The sequence below is a fragment of the Allobosea sp. R86505 genome (assembly GCF_042466375.1).
GTDB lineage: Bacteria > Pseudomonadota > Alphaproteobacteria > Rhizobiales > Beijerinckiaceae > Allobosea.
On record NZ_JAXHPY010000001.1, the window covers coordinates 170,420 to 187,215 of the forward strand.

The 16,796-nt window shown below is 70.3% G+C and carries 9 protein-coding genes; 8 read left to right on the plus strand and 1 reads right to left on the minus strand.

Annotated elements, in window-relative coordinates; translation table 11 throughout:
* Window positions 1-42 precede the first annotated feature (42 nt).
* From ahcY to trxA, 7 genes are all read left to right on the plus strand, one after another.
* Window positions 43-1,485, plus strand: coding sequence for an adenosylhomocysteinase (ahcY, locus tag SJY11_RS00815; RefSeq protein WP_376984558.1), 1,443 nt, complete (start codon window positions 43-45; stop codon window positions 1,483-1,485).
* Window positions 1,486-1,895: 410 nt separating this feature from the next.
* Window positions 1,896-4,376, plus strand: a complete 2,481-nt coding sequence (locus SJY11_RS00820) for a sensor histidine kinase (RefSeq protein WP_376984560.1) — start codon at window positions 1,896-1,898, stop codon at window positions 4,374-4,376.
* The gene (gene tsaE / locus SJY11_RS00825; protein ID WP_376984562.1) at window positions 4,373-5,917 is read left to right on the plus strand and encodes a tRNA (adenosine(37)-N6)-threonylcarbamoyltransferase complex ATPase subunit type 1 TsaE; all 1,545 of its coding nucleotides are present in this window, start codon (window positions 4,373-4,375) and stop codon (window positions 5,915-5,917) included. Before SJY11_RS00820 ends, tsaE begins: the two co-directional genes overlap by 4 nt.
* 229 nt (window positions 5,918-6,146) lie before the next feature.
* A complete protein-coding gene (locus SJY11_RS00830; protein ID WP_376989221.1) occupies window positions 6,147-6,866 on the plus strand; it encodes a nucleotidyltransferase family protein in 720 nt (239 codons plus the stop codon).
* Between the two features lie 1,217 nt (window positions 6,867-8,083).
* Window positions 8,084-9,967 (plus strand): double-strand break repair protein AddB, encoded by a 1,884-nt coding sequence (gene addB / locus SJY11_RS00835; protein WP_376984564.1) that lies wholly within the window; start codon window positions 8,084-8,086, stop codon window positions 9,965-9,967.
* On the plus strand, window positions 9,964-13,434 hold the full coding sequence (gene addA, locus SJY11_RS00840; protein ID WP_376984566.1) for a double-strand break repair helicase AddA: 3,471 nt from the start codon (window positions 9,964-9,966) through the stop codon (window positions 13,432-13,434). The genes addB and addA overlap by 4 nt, the downstream gene beginning before the upstream one ends.
* 114 nt (window positions 13,435-13,548) lie before the next feature.
* Window positions 13,549-13,869, plus strand: a complete 321-nt coding sequence (gene trxA, locus SJY11_RS00845; protein WP_067988329.1) for a thioredoxin — start codon at window positions 13,549-13,551, stop codon at window positions 13,867-13,869.
* Window positions 13,870-13,943: 74 nt separating this feature from the next.
* Here trxA and SJY11_RS00850 read toward each other — a convergent pair whose 3' ends face one another.
* Window positions 13,944-14,345, minus strand: a complete 402-nt coding sequence (locus SJY11_RS00850; protein WP_326906212.1) for a DoxX family protein — start codon at window positions 14,343-14,345, stop codon at window positions 13,944-13,946.
* A 303-nt stretch (window positions 14,346-14,648) separates the two neighbouring features.
* On the opposite strand from SJY11_RS00850, the gene SJY11_RS00855 reads away from it, so the two are divergent.
* Complete coding sequence (locus tag SJY11_RS00855; protein WP_376984568.1) at window positions 14,649-16,796, plus strand: transglycosylase domain-containing protein; 2,148 nt, start codon at window positions 14,649-14,651, stop codon at window positions 16,794-16,796.

Consider the following 16,796-nt stretch of genomic DNA (forward strand, 5'->3'; position numbering starts at 1 on the left):
ACATCTTTATATCTTTGATTGCCTTTGGGCGTGGGCGCTGCTATGGACCCGCCCATCATTCGAAGACCAGCTGGAGCACGCCCCGTGTCGAAGACCGATTACATCGTCAAGGACATCAGCCTCGCGGAATATGGCCGCAAGGAAATCAACATGGCCCAGGACGAGATGCCGGGCCTGATGGCCATCCGCGAGGAGCACAAGGGCAAGTTCCCGCTCAAGGGCGCCCGCGTCGCCGGCTGCCTGCACATGACCATCCAGACCGCCGTGCTGATCGAGACGCTGAAGGAACTCGGCGCCGATGTGCGCTGGTCGTCCTGCAACATCTTCTCGACCCAGGACCACGCCGCCGCCGCGATCGCCGCGACCGGCACCCCCGTCTTCGCCATCAAGGGCGAGACGCTGGAGGAGTACTGGGAGTACGTGCTGAAGACCGCGACCTGGGGTGACGGCGGTACGCCGAACATGATCCTCGACGACGGCGGCGACCTGACCATGCTGATCATCCTCGGCGCCGAGGCCGAGGCCGGCAAGACCGAGTTCCTCGACAAGCCGAGCAATGAGGAAGAGACGATCTTCTTTGCGCTGATCAAGCGCGAGCTGAAGGCCAATCCGGGCTGGTTCACCAAGACCCGCGACGCGATCAAGGGCGTCTCGGAAGAGACCACCACCGGCGTGCACCGCCTCTACGAGCTCGCCAAGGCGAACCGCCTGCCCTTCCCGGCGATCAACGTCAACGACTCGGTCACCAAGTCGAAGTTCGACAACCTCTATGGCTGCCGCGAGTCGCTCGTCGACGCCATCCGCCGCGGCACGGACGTCATGATGTCCGGCAAGGTCGCGGTCGTCGCCGGCTATGGCGACGTCGGCAAGGGCTCGGCCGCCTCGCTGCGCCAGGCCGGCTGCCGCGTCATGGTCACCGAAGTCGATCCGATCTGCGCGCTGCAGGCGGCGATGGAGGGCTACGAGGTCGTGACCATGGAGGACGCCGCTCCGCGCGCCGACATCTTCGTCACCGCCACCGGCAACCTCGACGTCATCACCGTCGACCACATGCGCGACATGAAGCACCGCGCCATCGTCTGCAACATCGGCCATTTCGACTCGGAGATCCAGGTCGCCGGGCTGAAGAACTTCAAGTGGGACAACGTCAAGCCGCAGGTCGACGAGGTCGAGTTCCCCGACGGCAAGCGTATCATCCTGCTGTCGGAAGGCCGCCTGGTGAATCTCGGCAACGCCACCGGCCACCCGTCCTTCGTGATGTCCTGCTCGTTCTCGAACCAGACGCTGGCCCAGGTCGAGCTCTGGAACCACCACGCCAAGTACGAGAACAAGGTCTACACGCTGCCCAAGCACCTCGACGAGAAGGTCGCCGCGCTGCACCTCGCCAAGGTCGGCGCCAAGCTGACCGTCCTGAACGACCAGCAGGCGAAATATATCGGCGTTTCGCAGACCGGCCCGTTCAAGCCCGAGCTGTACCGCTACTGACATCCGGCACCAATCGGACGGCAGGAGGCCCGGCGTTCGCGCCGGGCCTTTTTCTTTGGCCCGCGGCCTGAGTCCTTTCCGCATCAGCCGCTACTAATAGAGTCGCCGGCAGCCGACGCCCCCTACAGCTTGACGGCTGTCCCGCAGCGCCCGGCCGCGACCGGGATCTGCCCGATTTACCCTCCATTAAGCACTTCCTGCCGGACTCCACGGGTGATTAGAGTGGGGCTGATTCGGCTTCCCGCGCCCTGCGCGGGCCGGGTCGAGCCGCAAGTATCGGTGTGGTGGCAGGCGTGCGTCAGGGGCCTTTCGAAGCGGCTCAGGGGACGGCTCGCTGCCGTTCGGCGCCCGCTCGGGCCTGACAGCGGAGGCGGCGGCACGGTGCCGCCCACAGAGAAGACGGACGCAGGATGACCAGGTCGAGCCGACAGGAACGGAGCCGCGGCGGCTGGGGCCGACATGGGTTTCTGCCGGGGCTCGCGGCCAGCCAGCTGCCGACGTCCGCGCTCGCCCAGGGCGGCTGGCTGGCGCCCCTGAAACAGGAGGTCTTCAGCACCGGGGCGCTTTCGGTGGTGCTCGCGGGGCTCACGGTCTTCGCCGCGACGACGTCGCTGGTCTATGTCCGCGAGCGGGCGCGCTGGCATCGCCGCGAGACGGCGCTCGCCGGCGAGCTGGAGGCGACGCGTGGCCAGCACGACCGGCTGACCGCCCTGCTCGCGAGCGACCCCCAGGTCGTGGTGAGCTGGGCGGGCCGCCATACCGAGCCCGTCTTCGAAGGCGACAGCGGTTTCCTCGGCGCGCCCGGCGCCACGCTGGCGCTGGCCTATGGTGCCTGGGCTCCCCCGGCGGATGCCAAGAAGCTCGAACTCGCCACCGACGCGCTGAAGGACCGGGGCGAATCCTTCGGCATGACGCTGCGGAGCAAGACCGGCCCGTTCATCGATGTCGAGGGCCGGCCGGTCGCAGGGCGCGCCGTCATCCGCTTCCGCGAAGTCACGGGCGAGCGCGCCCGGGTGATGGCGCTGCAGAGCGACCTGGAGCGGCTGGGGACCGAGCACCAGGCACTGGCCGGGCTGCTCGGCGGATTGCCGCAGCCGGCCTGGACCCGCAATCCCGAAGGACGGCTCAGCTGGTGCAATGCCGCCTATGCGCGCGCCGTCGAGGTCGCCGACGGCAGCGAGGCCGTCAAGGGCGGGGTCGAGTTGCTCGACCGCAGCGAGCGGGAGGCCGCCACCAAGGCGAGGCGCGAGGGACGGACCTTCACCGCCCGCGCCCCGGCCGTGATCGCGGGACAGCGCCGCACGCTCGACATCCTCGAAATCGCAACGCCGACGGGGTTCGCCGGCATCGCCACCGACATGAGCGAGCTGGAGGCGGTCCGGACCGATCTCCAGCGCCAGATGGACGCGCATGTCCGCACGCTCGACCGGCTTAAGACGGCGGTGGCGGTGTTCGACGCCTCGCAGCGGCTGGTCTACCGCAATGCCGGCTTCGAGAGCCTGTGGTCGCTCGATCCGGCCTTCCTCGACGGCCATCCCAGCGACGGCGAGATCCTCGACCGGCTGCGCTCGGAGCGGCGCCTGCCGGAACTGGGCGACTACCGCAGCTGGAAGGCGGGCGTCCAGGCGGCCTATACCGCGACCCGCGCCAATGAGGACTGGTGGTACCTCCCCGATGGGCGCACCATCCATGTCGTCGCCAGCCCCAACCCGCAGGGCGGCGTGACCTATCTGCTCGACGACGTGACCGAGCGCTTCACGCTGGAATCGCGCTTCAACGCGCTGTCGCGCACCCAGCGCGAGACGCTGGATTCGCTGCGCGAGGGCGTCGCCGTGTTCGGCTCGGACGGGCGCCTGAAGCTCTCCAACCCGGCCTTCGCCCAATCCTGGCGGATCAAGCCCGACCTCGCCGCCGCCGCCCCGCATATCGACGAGGTGGTGCGGCTGTGCCGCCCGCTTTTCCCGCAGGACGAGATCTGGCGCGAGCTGCAGAGCGCCGTCACCGGCGTGCGCGATGCGCGCGAGGACTATGTCTGCCGGATGGAACGGCGCGACGGCACGGTGCTGGATTGCGCCGCAGCGCCACTGCCGGACGGGGCGACGCTGATTTCATTCGCCGACGTCACCGCCAGCGTGAATGTCGAGCGGGCGCTGACCGAAAAGAACGAGGCGCTGGAGAAGGTCTCCCGCCTGCGCGAGGATTTCGTCCACCACGTCTCCTACGAGCTGCGCTCGCCGCTCACCAACATCATCGGCTTCGCGCAGCTACTCGGCACGGAAGCCGTTGGCGCCCTCAACGACAAGCAGCGCGACTACACCTCCCATATCGTGCGCTCGTCGGGCGCGCTGCTCGCCATCATCAACGACATTCTCGACCTCGCCACGATCGACAACGGCGCCCTGCAACTCGACCTCGAGGAGGTCGACGTGGCCGACACGATTTCGCAGGCGGCGGCGGGGCTGCATGACCGCCTCACCGACAGCAAGCTGGAGCTCAAGGTCGTGATCGCGCCCGAGGCCGGGCCTTTGCGCGCCGACGGCAAGCGCCTGCGGCAGGTGCTGTTCAACCTGATCTCCAACGCGATCGGCTTCTCTTCCCCCGGGCAGACGATCACCGTCAGCGCGGTGCGCGACGAAGGGCATATCCGCATCACCGTGGCCGATCAGGGCCGCGGGATCCCCGCCGAGGTGAAGGAGAAGGTCTTCGACCGCTTCGAGAGCCACTCGCTCGGCTCCAGCCATCGCGGCGTGGGCCTGGGCCTCTCGATCGTCCGCTCGATCGTCGAGCTGCATGGCGGGCGTGTCGAGCTCGACTCGGCGCCGGGCCGCGGCACGCGCGTGACGGCGGTCTTCCCCGCGGCAGGGCTGCCGCTGTCGGATGCCGCCGAATGACGGACGAGGTTTCCCGGGCCGGCACGCACCGCCTGCAGCTGGACGACGAGGCGGCGACGCTGCGCCTGGCCGCCGATCTCGCCGCCATCCTGAAGCCGGGCGACATCGTCGCCCTGTCGGGCCATCTCGGGGCGGGCAAGTCGATGCTGGCGCGGGCGATCCTGCGCGAGCTCGCGGAAGACCCGACGCTGGAGGCGCCCAGCCCGACCTTCACGCTCGTCCAGAGCTACGAGACCCCGCGCGGGTCCGTGCTCCATGCCGATCTCTACCGCGTCCGCTCGCCTGACGAACTCGACGATATCGGCCTCGTCGAAGAGCTCGACCGGCTGATCCTGCTGGTGGAATGGCCCGATCGCGCCGGGGCCCGCCTGCCCGGCGGACGCCGGCTCGACATCGTGCTCGACGTCGATCCCGAGAACCCGGAAACCGGCCGCATCGCGGATCTGTCGGGCGGCGTGCTCTGGCGCCAGCGTCTCGCCATCGCGATCGCGACGCGCCGGCTGATCGACGAGGCCGGCTGGGACGATGCCCGCCGCGACTATATGCAGGGCGACGCCTCGAGCCGCGCCTATGAGCGGCTGACGCGGCCTGATGGCAGCAGCGCCGTGCTGATGATCTCGCCGCCGCGCCCGGACGGGCCGGCGATCCGGCTCGGCAAGCCCTACAGCGCGATCGCCCATCTTGCCGAAAACGTCGACGCCTTCGTCGCGATGGATCGCGGGCTGCATTCGCTCGGCTATTCGGCGCCGGAGATCTATGCGCAGGACCTGACGACGGGGCTGCTGCTGATCGAGGATCTCGGCAGCGAGGGCGTGATCGACGACGATGGCCCGATCCCCGAGCGCTACGAGGCGGCCGCCCGGCTGCTGGCGGACCTGCACCGTCACACCCTGCCGACGATCCTGCCCGTGGCCGAGGGGCGCGATCATGTGCTGCCGGATTACGACCGCGGGGCGCTGGCGATCGAGACCGAGCTGATCCTCGAATGGTACGCGCCGCACATCGCGGGCATGACGCTGCCGGCGGTGGCGCAGGCGGAGTTTTCCCGGATCTGGAATCGTCTCCTCGACGAGATCCTGGAGGCGCCGGGCACCTGGACGCTGCGCGACTTCCACTCGCCCAATCTGATCTGGCTGCCCGGCCGGGACGGCCATGCCAAGCTCGGGCTGATCGATTTCCAGGATGCGGTCATCGGCCACCCCGCCTACGACCTCGCCTCGCTCGGGCAGGATGCGCGCATCGACGTGCCCGCCGCGCTGGAGCTGCGGCTGCTCGCGGCTTACGGCCAGGCGCGGCGGGCCGACGATCCCGAATTCGACCTCGCCGGCTTTGCCCGCGCCTATGCGATCCTCGGCACGCAGCGCAACACCAAGATCGCCGGCATCTTCGCGAGGCTCGACAAGCGCGACGGCAAGCCGGCCTATCTGAAGCACCTGCCGCGCATCGAGGCCTATCTGCGCCGCAACCTCGAACACCCGGCGCTCGAGGAGCTCAAGGGCTGGTATCAGGCCCATCTGCCGAAGCTGATCGAGGTGGGTTGAGGAGGCGGCCTGCAAGACCCAGCCCTCATCCTGAGGAGCCGCGTCAGCGGCGTCTCGAAGGATGCTTCAGGAGGCTCCTGAACTCACTGGACCATCCTTCGAGACGCGGGCTCTGCCCGCTCCTCAGGATGAGGGCTGAGAGTGGTTGTCGCCCGCACATCTGCTAGCGTGCGCGCCGTCAAGGGAGATTCGCGTGACGCAGGCCCATTCCCAACCGATCCGCCGCGCCATGGTGCTGGCGGCGGGGCTCGGCAAGCGGATGCGGCCGATCACCGACACGCTGCCCAAGCCGCTCGTCAGCATCGGCGGCAAGCCGATGCTGGACCATGCGCTCGACCGGCTGGCTGAAGCCGGCGTCGAGGATGCGGTCGTCAATGTCCACCACCTCGCGAGCCTCATCGAGACGCATCTGGCCGGCCGCAGCGTCCCGCGTGTGACGATCTCCGACGAGCGGGCGCTGCTGCTGGAGACCGGCGGCGGGGTGAAGAAGGCGCTGCCGCTGCTCGGGTCTGAGCCCTTCTTCCATGTGAATTCGGATTCGCTCTGGAGCGAGGCGGGCGGCTCGGCGATGCAGGCCATGGCACGGGGCTGGGATGCCGCACGAATGGACATGCTGCTGCTGCTGGCGCGGCGCGAGGGCAGCGTCGGTTTCGACGGCCACGGCGATTTCTTCCGGGGCGAGGACGGGCTGCTGACACGGCGCGGCAGCGCGGAGCGCGCACCCTTCGTCTATGCCGGTGTCGCCATCATGAAGCCCGATCTCTTCGCGGACACGCCCGAGGGGCCGTTCTCGCTGAATCTGCTGTTCGACCGTGCCATCGCGGTCGGCCGTCTGCACGGGCTGGTGCTCGACGGGCAATGGCTGCATGTCGGCACGCCCGAGGCGATCGCGCCGGCCGAAGCCGCCTTCGCGGCGGCGCAGGCCGCGCCCGCGCGAGCCGATGGCTGAACTCAACCTGTTCACGATCCCCGCCGGCGCACCCTTCCTGGAGGTGCTAGCGCAGGCGATGCTGGAGGGCCGCTTCGGGCGCGTCCACGACCCCGAGGACCCCGCCGCGCTGGCGCGGGTGACGCTCTATCTGCCGACGCGACGCGCGGCACGCGCATTCGCCGCCTGCCTCTCCGACAAGCTCGGCGGCGCGCCGCTGCTGCTGCCGCGGATCCTGCCGCTGGGCGATGTCGACGAGGCCGAGACGGCGCTGATCGGCGCCGGCGCGCTGGCCGAGGAGCGCATCGCGCCGATCGACCCGCTGGCGCGGCGGATGATCCTGACCCGGCTCGTCGATGCCTGGGGGCGCAGCGCCAATCGCAGCCATCTGCGGCTCGATCCCGCAGAGCCCTCGCTGGTGCCGGCGACGCTGGCCGAGGCCTATGGGCTCGCGGGCGACCTCGCCGCGCTGCTCGACCAGATGCAGACGGAAGATGTCGCGGTTGAGCGGCTCGGACGGCTCGACGCGGCCCGTTTCGACAAGATCTGGCAGCTCAACGCCGAGTTCCTGTCGATCCTGGGCGGGGCCTGGCCGACCATCCTGAGCGAGCGCGGCGCCTGCGACCCCGCCGCCTTCCGCAACCGCATGCTCGCCGCCGAGCGCGAGCGGCTGCTGTCGGGCGCGGTGACGGGGCCGATCATCGCCGCCGGCTCGACCGGCACGGTCCCCGCCACGGCACGGCTGCTCGCGGCGATCGCGAGGCTGCCAAACGGCGCGGTGGTGCTGCCCGGGCTCGACCTCGACCTGCCTGAAGAAGCCTGGCGGGCGATCGCCGAGGAGCCCGCCCCCTCGCATCCGCAGGCGGCGCTGCACCATCTGCTCGACACGCTGCAGGCGGTGCGGGCCGATGTGCGCGCACTCGCCGAGCCCGATGCCGCGCATGGCGCGCGCTCGCGGCTGCTGCGCGAGGCGATGCTGCCGGCCTCGGTGACGCAGAGCTGGGCCGATCTGCGCGAGCGCCTTCCCCCTGAGGAGGCAGCGCTGGCCTTCCGCGACCTGCGCCTCGTCGAGGCGGCCGACGAGCGCGAGGAGGCGCTGGCGGTGGCGGTCGCGCTGCGTGAGACGCTGGAGACGCCCGGCCGGCAGGCGGCGCTGATCACGCCCGATCGCGGCCTCGCCGAGCGGGTGACGGTTCGAGCTCCGGCGCTGGGACATCGCGGTCGACGATTCGGCCGGCTTGCCGCTGGCGCGCTGGCCGGCGGGCTCGCTGCTGCGGCTCGTGCTGGAAGCGGCGCTGGCGCAGATGACACCGGCGAGCCTCGTGCCGCTGCTCGCCCATCCGCTCTGCCGGCTCGGGCTGCCACGCGAGGAGACGGCGCGCGGCGCCTCGGCGCTGGAGATCGGGCTGTGGCGGGGCGAGAGCATCGGGCGGGGGCTGGCAGGCCTCAACGAACAGTTCGAACGCTGGAGCGAGCTTCGCGAAGCACTCCACGCGCCGGGTCCGCGCAAGCGCCTGAGCGACGCGGATGCTGCTGCGGCGGCCAGGGTGCTGGCGGCGCTCGGCACCGCCTTCTCGCCGCTGCTGGAGGCGCTGTTCCTGCAGGCGCCGTCGCTGGCGGTGATGACCGCCGCGGCGCGCGCCACGGTTGAGGCCGTCAGCCTCACTGAGGACGGGCAGGCCTGCGCCTTCTGCGACGCCGATGGCGAGGCGCTGGCCGGGCTCTTCGACGATCTCGCCGCCGCGCAGCCCGACATGCCCGAAGGCGGCCGGCCCGCCGATGTCGTTGCGATCCTGGACGGGCTTTTAGCCGAGCGCGTCGTCAAGCGCGGCGGCGGCGGCCATCCGCGCGTGCGGATCTGGGGCCTGCTCGAGGCGCGCCTGCTCGAGGCCGACCATGTCGTGCTCGGCGGGCTGAACGAGACCGTCTGGCCGCCGCAGACCACGACCGACGCCTTCATCAACCGGCCGATGCGCGCCGAGCTCGGCCTGTCGCCACCGGAGCGCCGCGTCGGCCAGACCGCGCATGACTTCGCCATGGCGCTGGCGGCGCCCTGCGTGACGCTGACGCGGGCGAGGAAGGCCGGGGAGTCCGAGACGATCGCCTCGCGTTTCTGGCAGCGGCTGCAGGCGGTGACGCCGGCGCCCGTCTGGGGCGAGGCGCTGGCACAAGGGAAGCGGTTGACGGCGCTGGCCGGGCGGCTCTCGGCACCGGCCCCCGTGCGCCCGATCGGCCGGCCGGCGCCCAAGCCGCCGCGGGCGCTGCAGCCGCTCTCGCTCAGCGTCACCGATGTCGAGACACTCTATCGCGACCCCTACCAGATCCATGCCCGCAAGATCCTGAAGCTCGATGCGCTCGACGGGCTGGTTGAGGATCCGAGTGCGCAGGATCGCGGCAGCCTGCTGCACGAGATCGTCGAGACTTTTGCCGCGACCTATCCCGAGCAATTGCCGGCCGACGCTTATGGACGGCTGATCGCGATCGGCGAGCAGGCGTTCCGACGCTTCACTGACGCGCCGGAGGTGCGGGCCTTCTGGTGGCCACGCTTCCTGCTGACGGCCGGGCATTTCATCGCCTGGGAGGAGCGGCGGCGCGGCGCGCTGGCCCGTGTCGCCGTCGAGGTCTTCACCGGCCACCGCTTCACGCTCTCCGACGGGCAGACGCTCCGGCTCAGCGGCAAGGCGGACCGGGTCGAGATCACGCGGACGCCGACCTTGCGCATCATCGATTTCAAGACCGGCGCGCCGCCGAGCAAGGCGCAGGTTGAGAAGGGGTTTGCGCCGCAATTGACGCTGGAAGCGGAACTGGCGGCACGGTCCGGTTTTGAGGGCGCGGTCGGCCCCACCCCGGTTGAGGCCGTGCTGTACATGAAGCTGCATCACGACCCGAAAAACTGGGCGAAGGACAAGCCGCTGGCGTTCGACGACGGCAGCCTGGCGGATGTGGCGAGCCGCCATCTCGAACGCCTGCTGGCGCATGTCGAGGCGCTGCGCGGCGGGCGCGAGGCCTTCGTCTCGCGGCGCGCGCCGGACTACATCAAATTCGCCTCGCCCTATGACCATCTGGCGCGGGTCAAGGAATGGGCCGCCGCCTCCGAGGGTGGCGAGGAGGACGGGGCATGAAGCCCGGCTGGATCGTCCCACCCCTGACCCAGCAGAACCAGACGCTGGCGGCCGATCCGCGGCTCAGCGCCTGGGTCTCGGCCAATGCCGGCTCGGGCAAGACCTATGTGCTGGTCAACCGCGTGCTGCGGCTGCTGCTCGACGGCGTGGCGCCGGGGCGGCTGCTTTGCATCACCTATACCAAGGCCGCCGCCGCCAATATGGCCAACCGCGTCTTCGCGGCGCTGAGCGCCTGGGCGACGCTGCCGGATGCGGAGCTGGTCAAGGAGCTGACCAATCTGACCGGCAAGCCGCCCTCGCGCGACAGCCTCGCCGCGGCGCGGCGCCTGTTTGCGCAGGCGCTGGAGACGCCGGGCGGGCTGAAGATCGAGACGATCCACGCCTTCTGCACGCGCGTGCTGCAATCGGCGCCGTTCGAGGCGAATGTCCCGCCGCGCTTCGAGGTCGCGGACGACCTCGCCCAGGCCGATATGCTGCGCGAGGCGCGGCGCGAGCTGTTGCGGCTGGTCGCGGCTGCTCCCGAGGGCGCGGAGGCGCAGGCGCTCGACCTGCTCGCCCGCCAGGCGGCCCAGGACACGTTCGATGCAATGATGCAGGAGGCGCTGCGCCAGCGCACCCTGTTCAACGACGCGGAGGGCCGCGCCCGCGATGCCGGCGAGATGCGCGACGGCATCGCCGCCGCGCTCGGGATCGCGCCGGAGCTGTCGGCGGAGGCAGTGCGAAGCGGCTTCGAGGGCTGGCTGGCGCAGGCCGCGGGCATGGAGGGGCTGGTCGCGGCGCTGTCGGGCGGCTCCAAGACGCAGAAGGATGCAGCCGAGATCCTGCGCCGCGCCCTGAAGGGGCAGGGCGACGACCCCGTCGAACTCTGTCGCTCGGGGCTTTTGACCAAGGCGCAGGCGGTCCATGCCGATGTGCGCGGCCGCTCCGACAAGACGCGCCTGCAGCCGCCTGCGAGCGACGCGCTGGACGAGCTCGAAACCGAGCTCTGCGGCGCCATCGACCGCCTCAACGCGATCGCGATCCGCGACCGCAGCCATGCGCTCGCGCTGCTGGTGACGCGGATGCTCGCCTCCTATCAGCGCCAGAAGAGCGAGCGCTCGCTGCTCGACTATGACGACCTGATCGCCAGGACGCGCTCGCTGCTGACGCGGGTCGAGGCGGCCTGGGTGCTCTACAAGCTCGATGCCGGCATCGACCACATCCTGCTCGACGAGGCGCAGGACACCAGCGATGCGCAATGGGCGATCCTGCGGCAGCTCGCCGACGAGTTCAGCGCCGGGGGCCGCGAGGCCGGACCGCAGCCGCGCACCGTCTTCGTGGTGGGCGACGAGAAGCAGTCGATCTACGGCTTCCAGGGCGCCGCGCCCGCCGCCTTCAACACCCAGCGCCGGCAGCTCGGGCAGCGCATCCGCGAGGCCGAGCAGCGCTTCGAGGCGATCAGCCTCAACACCTCCTTCCGCTCGGCGCCCGACATCATGCAGGCGGTGGATGCCGTCTTCGCCCTGCCGGAGCATGCGCGCGGTCTCGTCTTCGACGGCTCGGAGCGGCCGGAAATCCATGACACGGTGCGCCGGAGCGACCCCGGCTGCGTCGATCTCTGGCCTCTCTGCGCCAATGATTCCGGCGAGCCACTCGACGCCTGGACGACCCCGGTCGATGCCCCCGAGCGGCGCAGCGGCACAGCCAAGCTCGCCCAGCGCATCGCCACGACGCTCGCCGGCTGGACGCGCCGCGGCGTGGACGATCTCGGCCAGCCCTTTGCGCCCGGCGATGTGATGATCCTGCTGCGGCAGCGCGGCGCGCTGTTCGAGACGATCGTCAAGGCGCTGAAGGATGCCGGCGTCCCCGTCACCGGCCGCGACCGGCTCACCCTCGCCACCCATCCGGCGGTCGAGGATCTCGTCGTGCTCGGGCGCACGCTGCTGCTGCCGGAAGACGACCTGACGCTCGCCACGGCGCTGAAGACGCCGCTGATCGGGCTCGACGACGACGACCTCCTGCGCCTCGCGCCAGAGCGCAGCGGCTCGCTGCGGGCGGCGCTGCGCGAGGCCGCCGCGAGCGAGCCGCGTTATGCGTCCGTCGAGGCGCGGCTGACGGAGCTTGCGGCAGAAGCGGGTCGCTGCGGGCCGTTTCGCTTCTTCGCCGGGCTGCTCGGGCCGGGTGGCGGGCGCAATCTCGCTCTGGCGCGGCTCGGCGCCGAAGCCGGCGACGCGCTCGACGCTTTCCTCTCTGCCGCGCTCGACCATGAGCGCCGCTACGGCCCCTCGCTGGCCGGCTTCCTCGACCATGTCTGCGGCACCGCCACCGATGTGAAGCGCGATCTCTCCTCCAGCCGCGGCGAGGTCCGCGTCATGACGGTGCATGGCGCCAAGGGGCTCGAGGCGGGAATCGTCATCCTCGCCGATCTCGCCCCGCCGCCCGGCGCCAAGCGGCTGCCGAAGATCCTCGCAATCGAGCCGCCGCGGCGGCAAGCGGTGCCGATCTGGCCACCCGCCAGCGCCGAGGACGCGCAGGCGACGGCGCAGGCCAAGGCCCGCGTCGTCGAGCAGATGGTCGAGGAGCATCACCGCCTGCTCTATGTCGCGATGACGCGGGCGGAGAACCGGCTGATCGTCTGCGGTGCGCAGGCCAAGGGCGAGGCCCCGGCCGGGAGCTGGTATGCCATGGTCGAGGCCGGGCTCGCCGCCTCCGATCCGGGGCTCGTCGAGATCGGCGAGGGCGACGCTGAGCTGCGTCGCTTCATGATCTCGCGGTCGCAGCCCGTTGCCGTGGAGGCCTTGGCGCCGCCCGTGACGCCCGAGTCCGCTCCCGACTGGCTGTCACGCCCGCCGCCGCGGGAGGCCGAGCCGGCGCCACCGCTGAAGCCCTCCAGCGCGCTCACCGCCGCCGATGCTCCCGACCGACCGGTCGACGGGCCCTTTCTGGCGGAGGCCGCCGCGGCCGGGCGCTTCGCCCATCTCCTGCTGCAGATGCTGCCGGAGATTGCGCCCGAGCGGCGCGCGGCGGTGGCGTCTGCGCTCGCTTCCTCGCGCGGCGCCGCGCTGCCGCAGCCGCGGCGCGAGGCGATCATCACGGAGGCGCTTACGCTGCTGGCCGACCCGGCGCTCGCCGCCTTGTTCGGACCGGGTTCGCTGGCGGAGGTGCCGATCACCGGCCTGCTCGCCTGGGGCGCCGGCGAGAGGCGGCCGGTCTCGGGGCAGATCGACCGGCTCGCCATCCAGGCCGACGAGGTGATCATCGCCGATTTCAAGACGACCGCCCGGCCGCCGCGCGATCTCGCGGCGATCGCGCCGACCACGCTGGCGCAGCTCGCCGTCTACCGGGCGCTGGTCGGGCAGATCTATCCCGGCCGGCGGGTGCGGGCGCTGCTGGTCTACACCGCGACGCTGACCCGGCTGGAGCCTGAGGCCGCCGTGCTCGACACGCTGCTCGCGCAGCTCGGCGCCGGCGGGATGGACGCGCCATGATCCGTGGACAGGGCCGCCCCTTTAGCGGCGCCGCCTTGACCCCGCGGGGGTGCGTTCCTAGCTTGCGCAACGAAGGCGGCGCTCCCGCCACTCCTCTTTGAAAGGCGAAACGCCATGGCCACCAGCAAAGTCACCGATGCGAGCTTCGAGGCGGACGTCCTCAAGTCGAGCGAGCCGGTCGTCGTCGATTTCTGGGCCGAGTGGTGCGGCCCCTGCCGCATGATCGGCCCGGCGCTCGAGGAGATCGCCGGTGAAATGGACGGCAAGGTCAAGATCGTGAAGATGAATGTCGACGAGAACCAGGCGATCCCCGCCCAGTTCGGCATCCGCTCGATCCCGACGCTGATGCTGTTCAAGGACGGCAAGCTGGCTTCCCAGAAGGTCGGCGCCGCGCCCAAGAGCGACCTCTCGCGCTGGATCGCCGGCGCCGTCTGAGCCGCACACCGTGCAAAGACAAAAGGCCCGCCATCCTTCCGGATGGCGGGCCTTTTTATGTTCCGGAGGGCCGATCAGCCCCGGCGACGCAGGCCGTCGACGCTGAAGGCGCCCGGGCCGGCGGCGAAGATGTAGAGGAAGATGAAGCAGAACAGCATGGCGGCCTCACCGCCGTTCAGGATCGGATAGAAGCCCTTCGAGCCATGGGCCATCCAGTAGGCGACGGCCATCAGGCCCGACAGCAGGAAGGCGGTCGGGCGCGTCAGGAAGCCGACGAGAACCAGCGCGCCGCCGGCGATCTCGAGAACGCCGGCGATCCAGGGCAGCGAGAAGGCGCCGGGCATACCCCAGGACGGCGGAGCCGGGAAGCCGAAGATCTTCTGCGTGCCATGCGAGATGAAGCTCAGCGCCGTGAATATCCGCAGCAACGCGAGGAAGTAGGGGTCGAAGCGCTTGACGGAATCGAGGGAAGGCATGGGTTTCTCTTTCCAGTACGGGATCTCGGGTCGGGCGGGCCGTCCGCAACACGGCCGGATGGCCCGGGGCATTTCCATTCCCGTCATTTTTCGACCGGTGATGACGGATTGTCGCAGGCTGGGCAAGGCGCCAAGGCCGCCAGGTGATGCTTGCGGCTTTGCAACATCTTCACATTCCCGCGACACCAGGGGGGGCCGTAAGGCCCCGCAGGCTTAACCACCCCTTAAAAGCGCCATGTTTAACTCCTGTGTGAGCACCCGGCCGGCCGTGACCTCCGGCGGCCTTCGGCGTGACGGGGCAGGATGAACGACCGGACGAAACGGGCCGAGCGGCGCGAGCCCTCCTTCGAACCAGGGCGGGGCGAAAGCCGCGACGATTTCGACATGCGCCTTTCCGACGACGACCGCCCCGTTCGTGGCCACCGCTCCCCGCCGCGCAGCGAGGCGCGCCAGCCGGCGCGACGCGAGAAGCGCAGCGGTGGAGGTGGCGGCCGGCGGCGCGGGCGGCGCGGCCGGTCCTTCCTCGGCGGGCTGTTCTACTGGACGCTGGTGCTCGGGCTCTGGTGCGCGATCGGGCTCGGCGGGCTCGTCGCCTATCACGCCGCGCAGTTGCCGCCGATCAACCAGCTCACCGTGCCGAAACGGCCGCCCAACATCGCGATCCTGGCCGCCGACGGCTCGCTGCTGGCCAATCGCGGCGAGACCGGCGGGCGCACCGTCACCATCGGCGAGGTGCCGCCCTATCTGCCCAAGGCCTTCGTGGCGATCGAGGACCGGCGCTTCTACGATCATTTCGGCATCGACCCGATCGGGCTGACGCGCGCGATGGTCAACAATCTGCGCCGCACCGGGGGCGTGCAGGGCGGCTCGACGCTGACCCAGCAGCTCGCCAAGAACCTGTTCCTGACGCAGGAGCGCACGGCCGCGCGCAAGATCCAGGAGGCGATCCTGGCGCTCTGGCTGGAGCGGACCTACAGCAAGGACCAGATCCTCGAACTCTATCTCAACCGGGTCTATTTCGGCTCGGGCGCCTATGGCGTCGAGGCAGCGGCGCAGCGCTACTTCAACAAGTCGGCGCGCTCGGTGACGATCGCGGAGGCCGCGATGCTGGCGGGTCTGGTGCAGGCACCGTCCCGTCTGGCGCCCAACCGCAACCCGGAAGCGGCCGAGAAGCGCGCCCAGCTCGTCATCGCCGCAATGGCCGACCAGGGGCTGATCTCGCAGAACGCCGCCAAGACCGCCCTCGTCGCTCCCGCGGAAGCGGCCGAGCGCATCGGCGCGGGCTCGGTCAACTACGCCGCCGATTATGTGATGGACGTGCTCGACGACTTCATCGGTGCGGTCGATGGCGACGTCACTGTGCTGACCACGATCGACACCAAGCTACAGTCCTCGGCCGAGACCATCCTGGTCGAGGCGCTGACGGCGCAGGGCGCCAAGCAGGGGGTCAGCCAGGGCGCGGTCGTCTCGATGGCGAACGACGGCGGCATCCGCGCCCTCATCGGCGGGCGCGACTACACCAGGAGCCAGTTCAACCGCGCCACCGCGGCCAAGCGCCAGCCGGGCTCGGCCTTCAAGCCCTTCGTCTATCTCGCGGCGCTGGAAAAGGGCCTGACGCCCGACACGATCCGCGACGACAGCCCGGTTTCCTTCAAGGGCTGGGAGCCTGAGAACTACTCGCGCAGCTATCGCGGTCCGGTGACGCTCCAGACCGCGCTGGCGCATTCGCTGAATACGATCGCGGCGCGACTGATCAGCGAAGTCACGCCGAAGGAGGTGATCCGGACCGCCCAGCGGCTCGGCATCAACTCGGCGCTGCAGCCCAATCTCTCGCTCGCGCTCGGCACCTCCGAGGTGACGCCGGTTGAGCTGACGGCGGCCTATGCAACCTTCGCCAATGGCGGCCAGAGCGTGCTGCCCTATGTCATCCGGGAGGTGAAATCCTCCGCCGGCAAGGTGATCTATGCCCGCAAGGCGGCGAGCTTCGGCCCGGTGATCCAGCCCCAGGCCCTGTCGATGATGAATGCCATGCTGCACCAGGTGATGGTCAGCGGCACCGGCGCCAAGGCCAACATCCCCGGCTGGGAGGTCGGCGGCAAGTCCGGCACCACGCAGGATTTCCGAGACGCGTGGTTCGTCGGCTACACGGCCCGCCTGGTCACCGCCGTCTGGCTCGGCAATGACGACAACAGCGCGATGAAGCGCGTCGCCGGCAGCGGTCTCCCCGCCGAGATCTGGGGCAAATACATGAAAGCGGCCCATGCCGGACTGCAGCCCGCCCCGCTGCCCGGCGGCCTCTGGCAGGGCACGCCGCGCTCGATCTTCGACGGCGGCGCGCCGGTCGCCAGCACGCGCCCGCCCGCCAACACGCAGACCGCCGACAGCGACCGCGCCTGGGTGCCGCCGGCACCGCAGGAGAAGAATTTCCTGGAGCGGCTCTTCGGCGGCTGA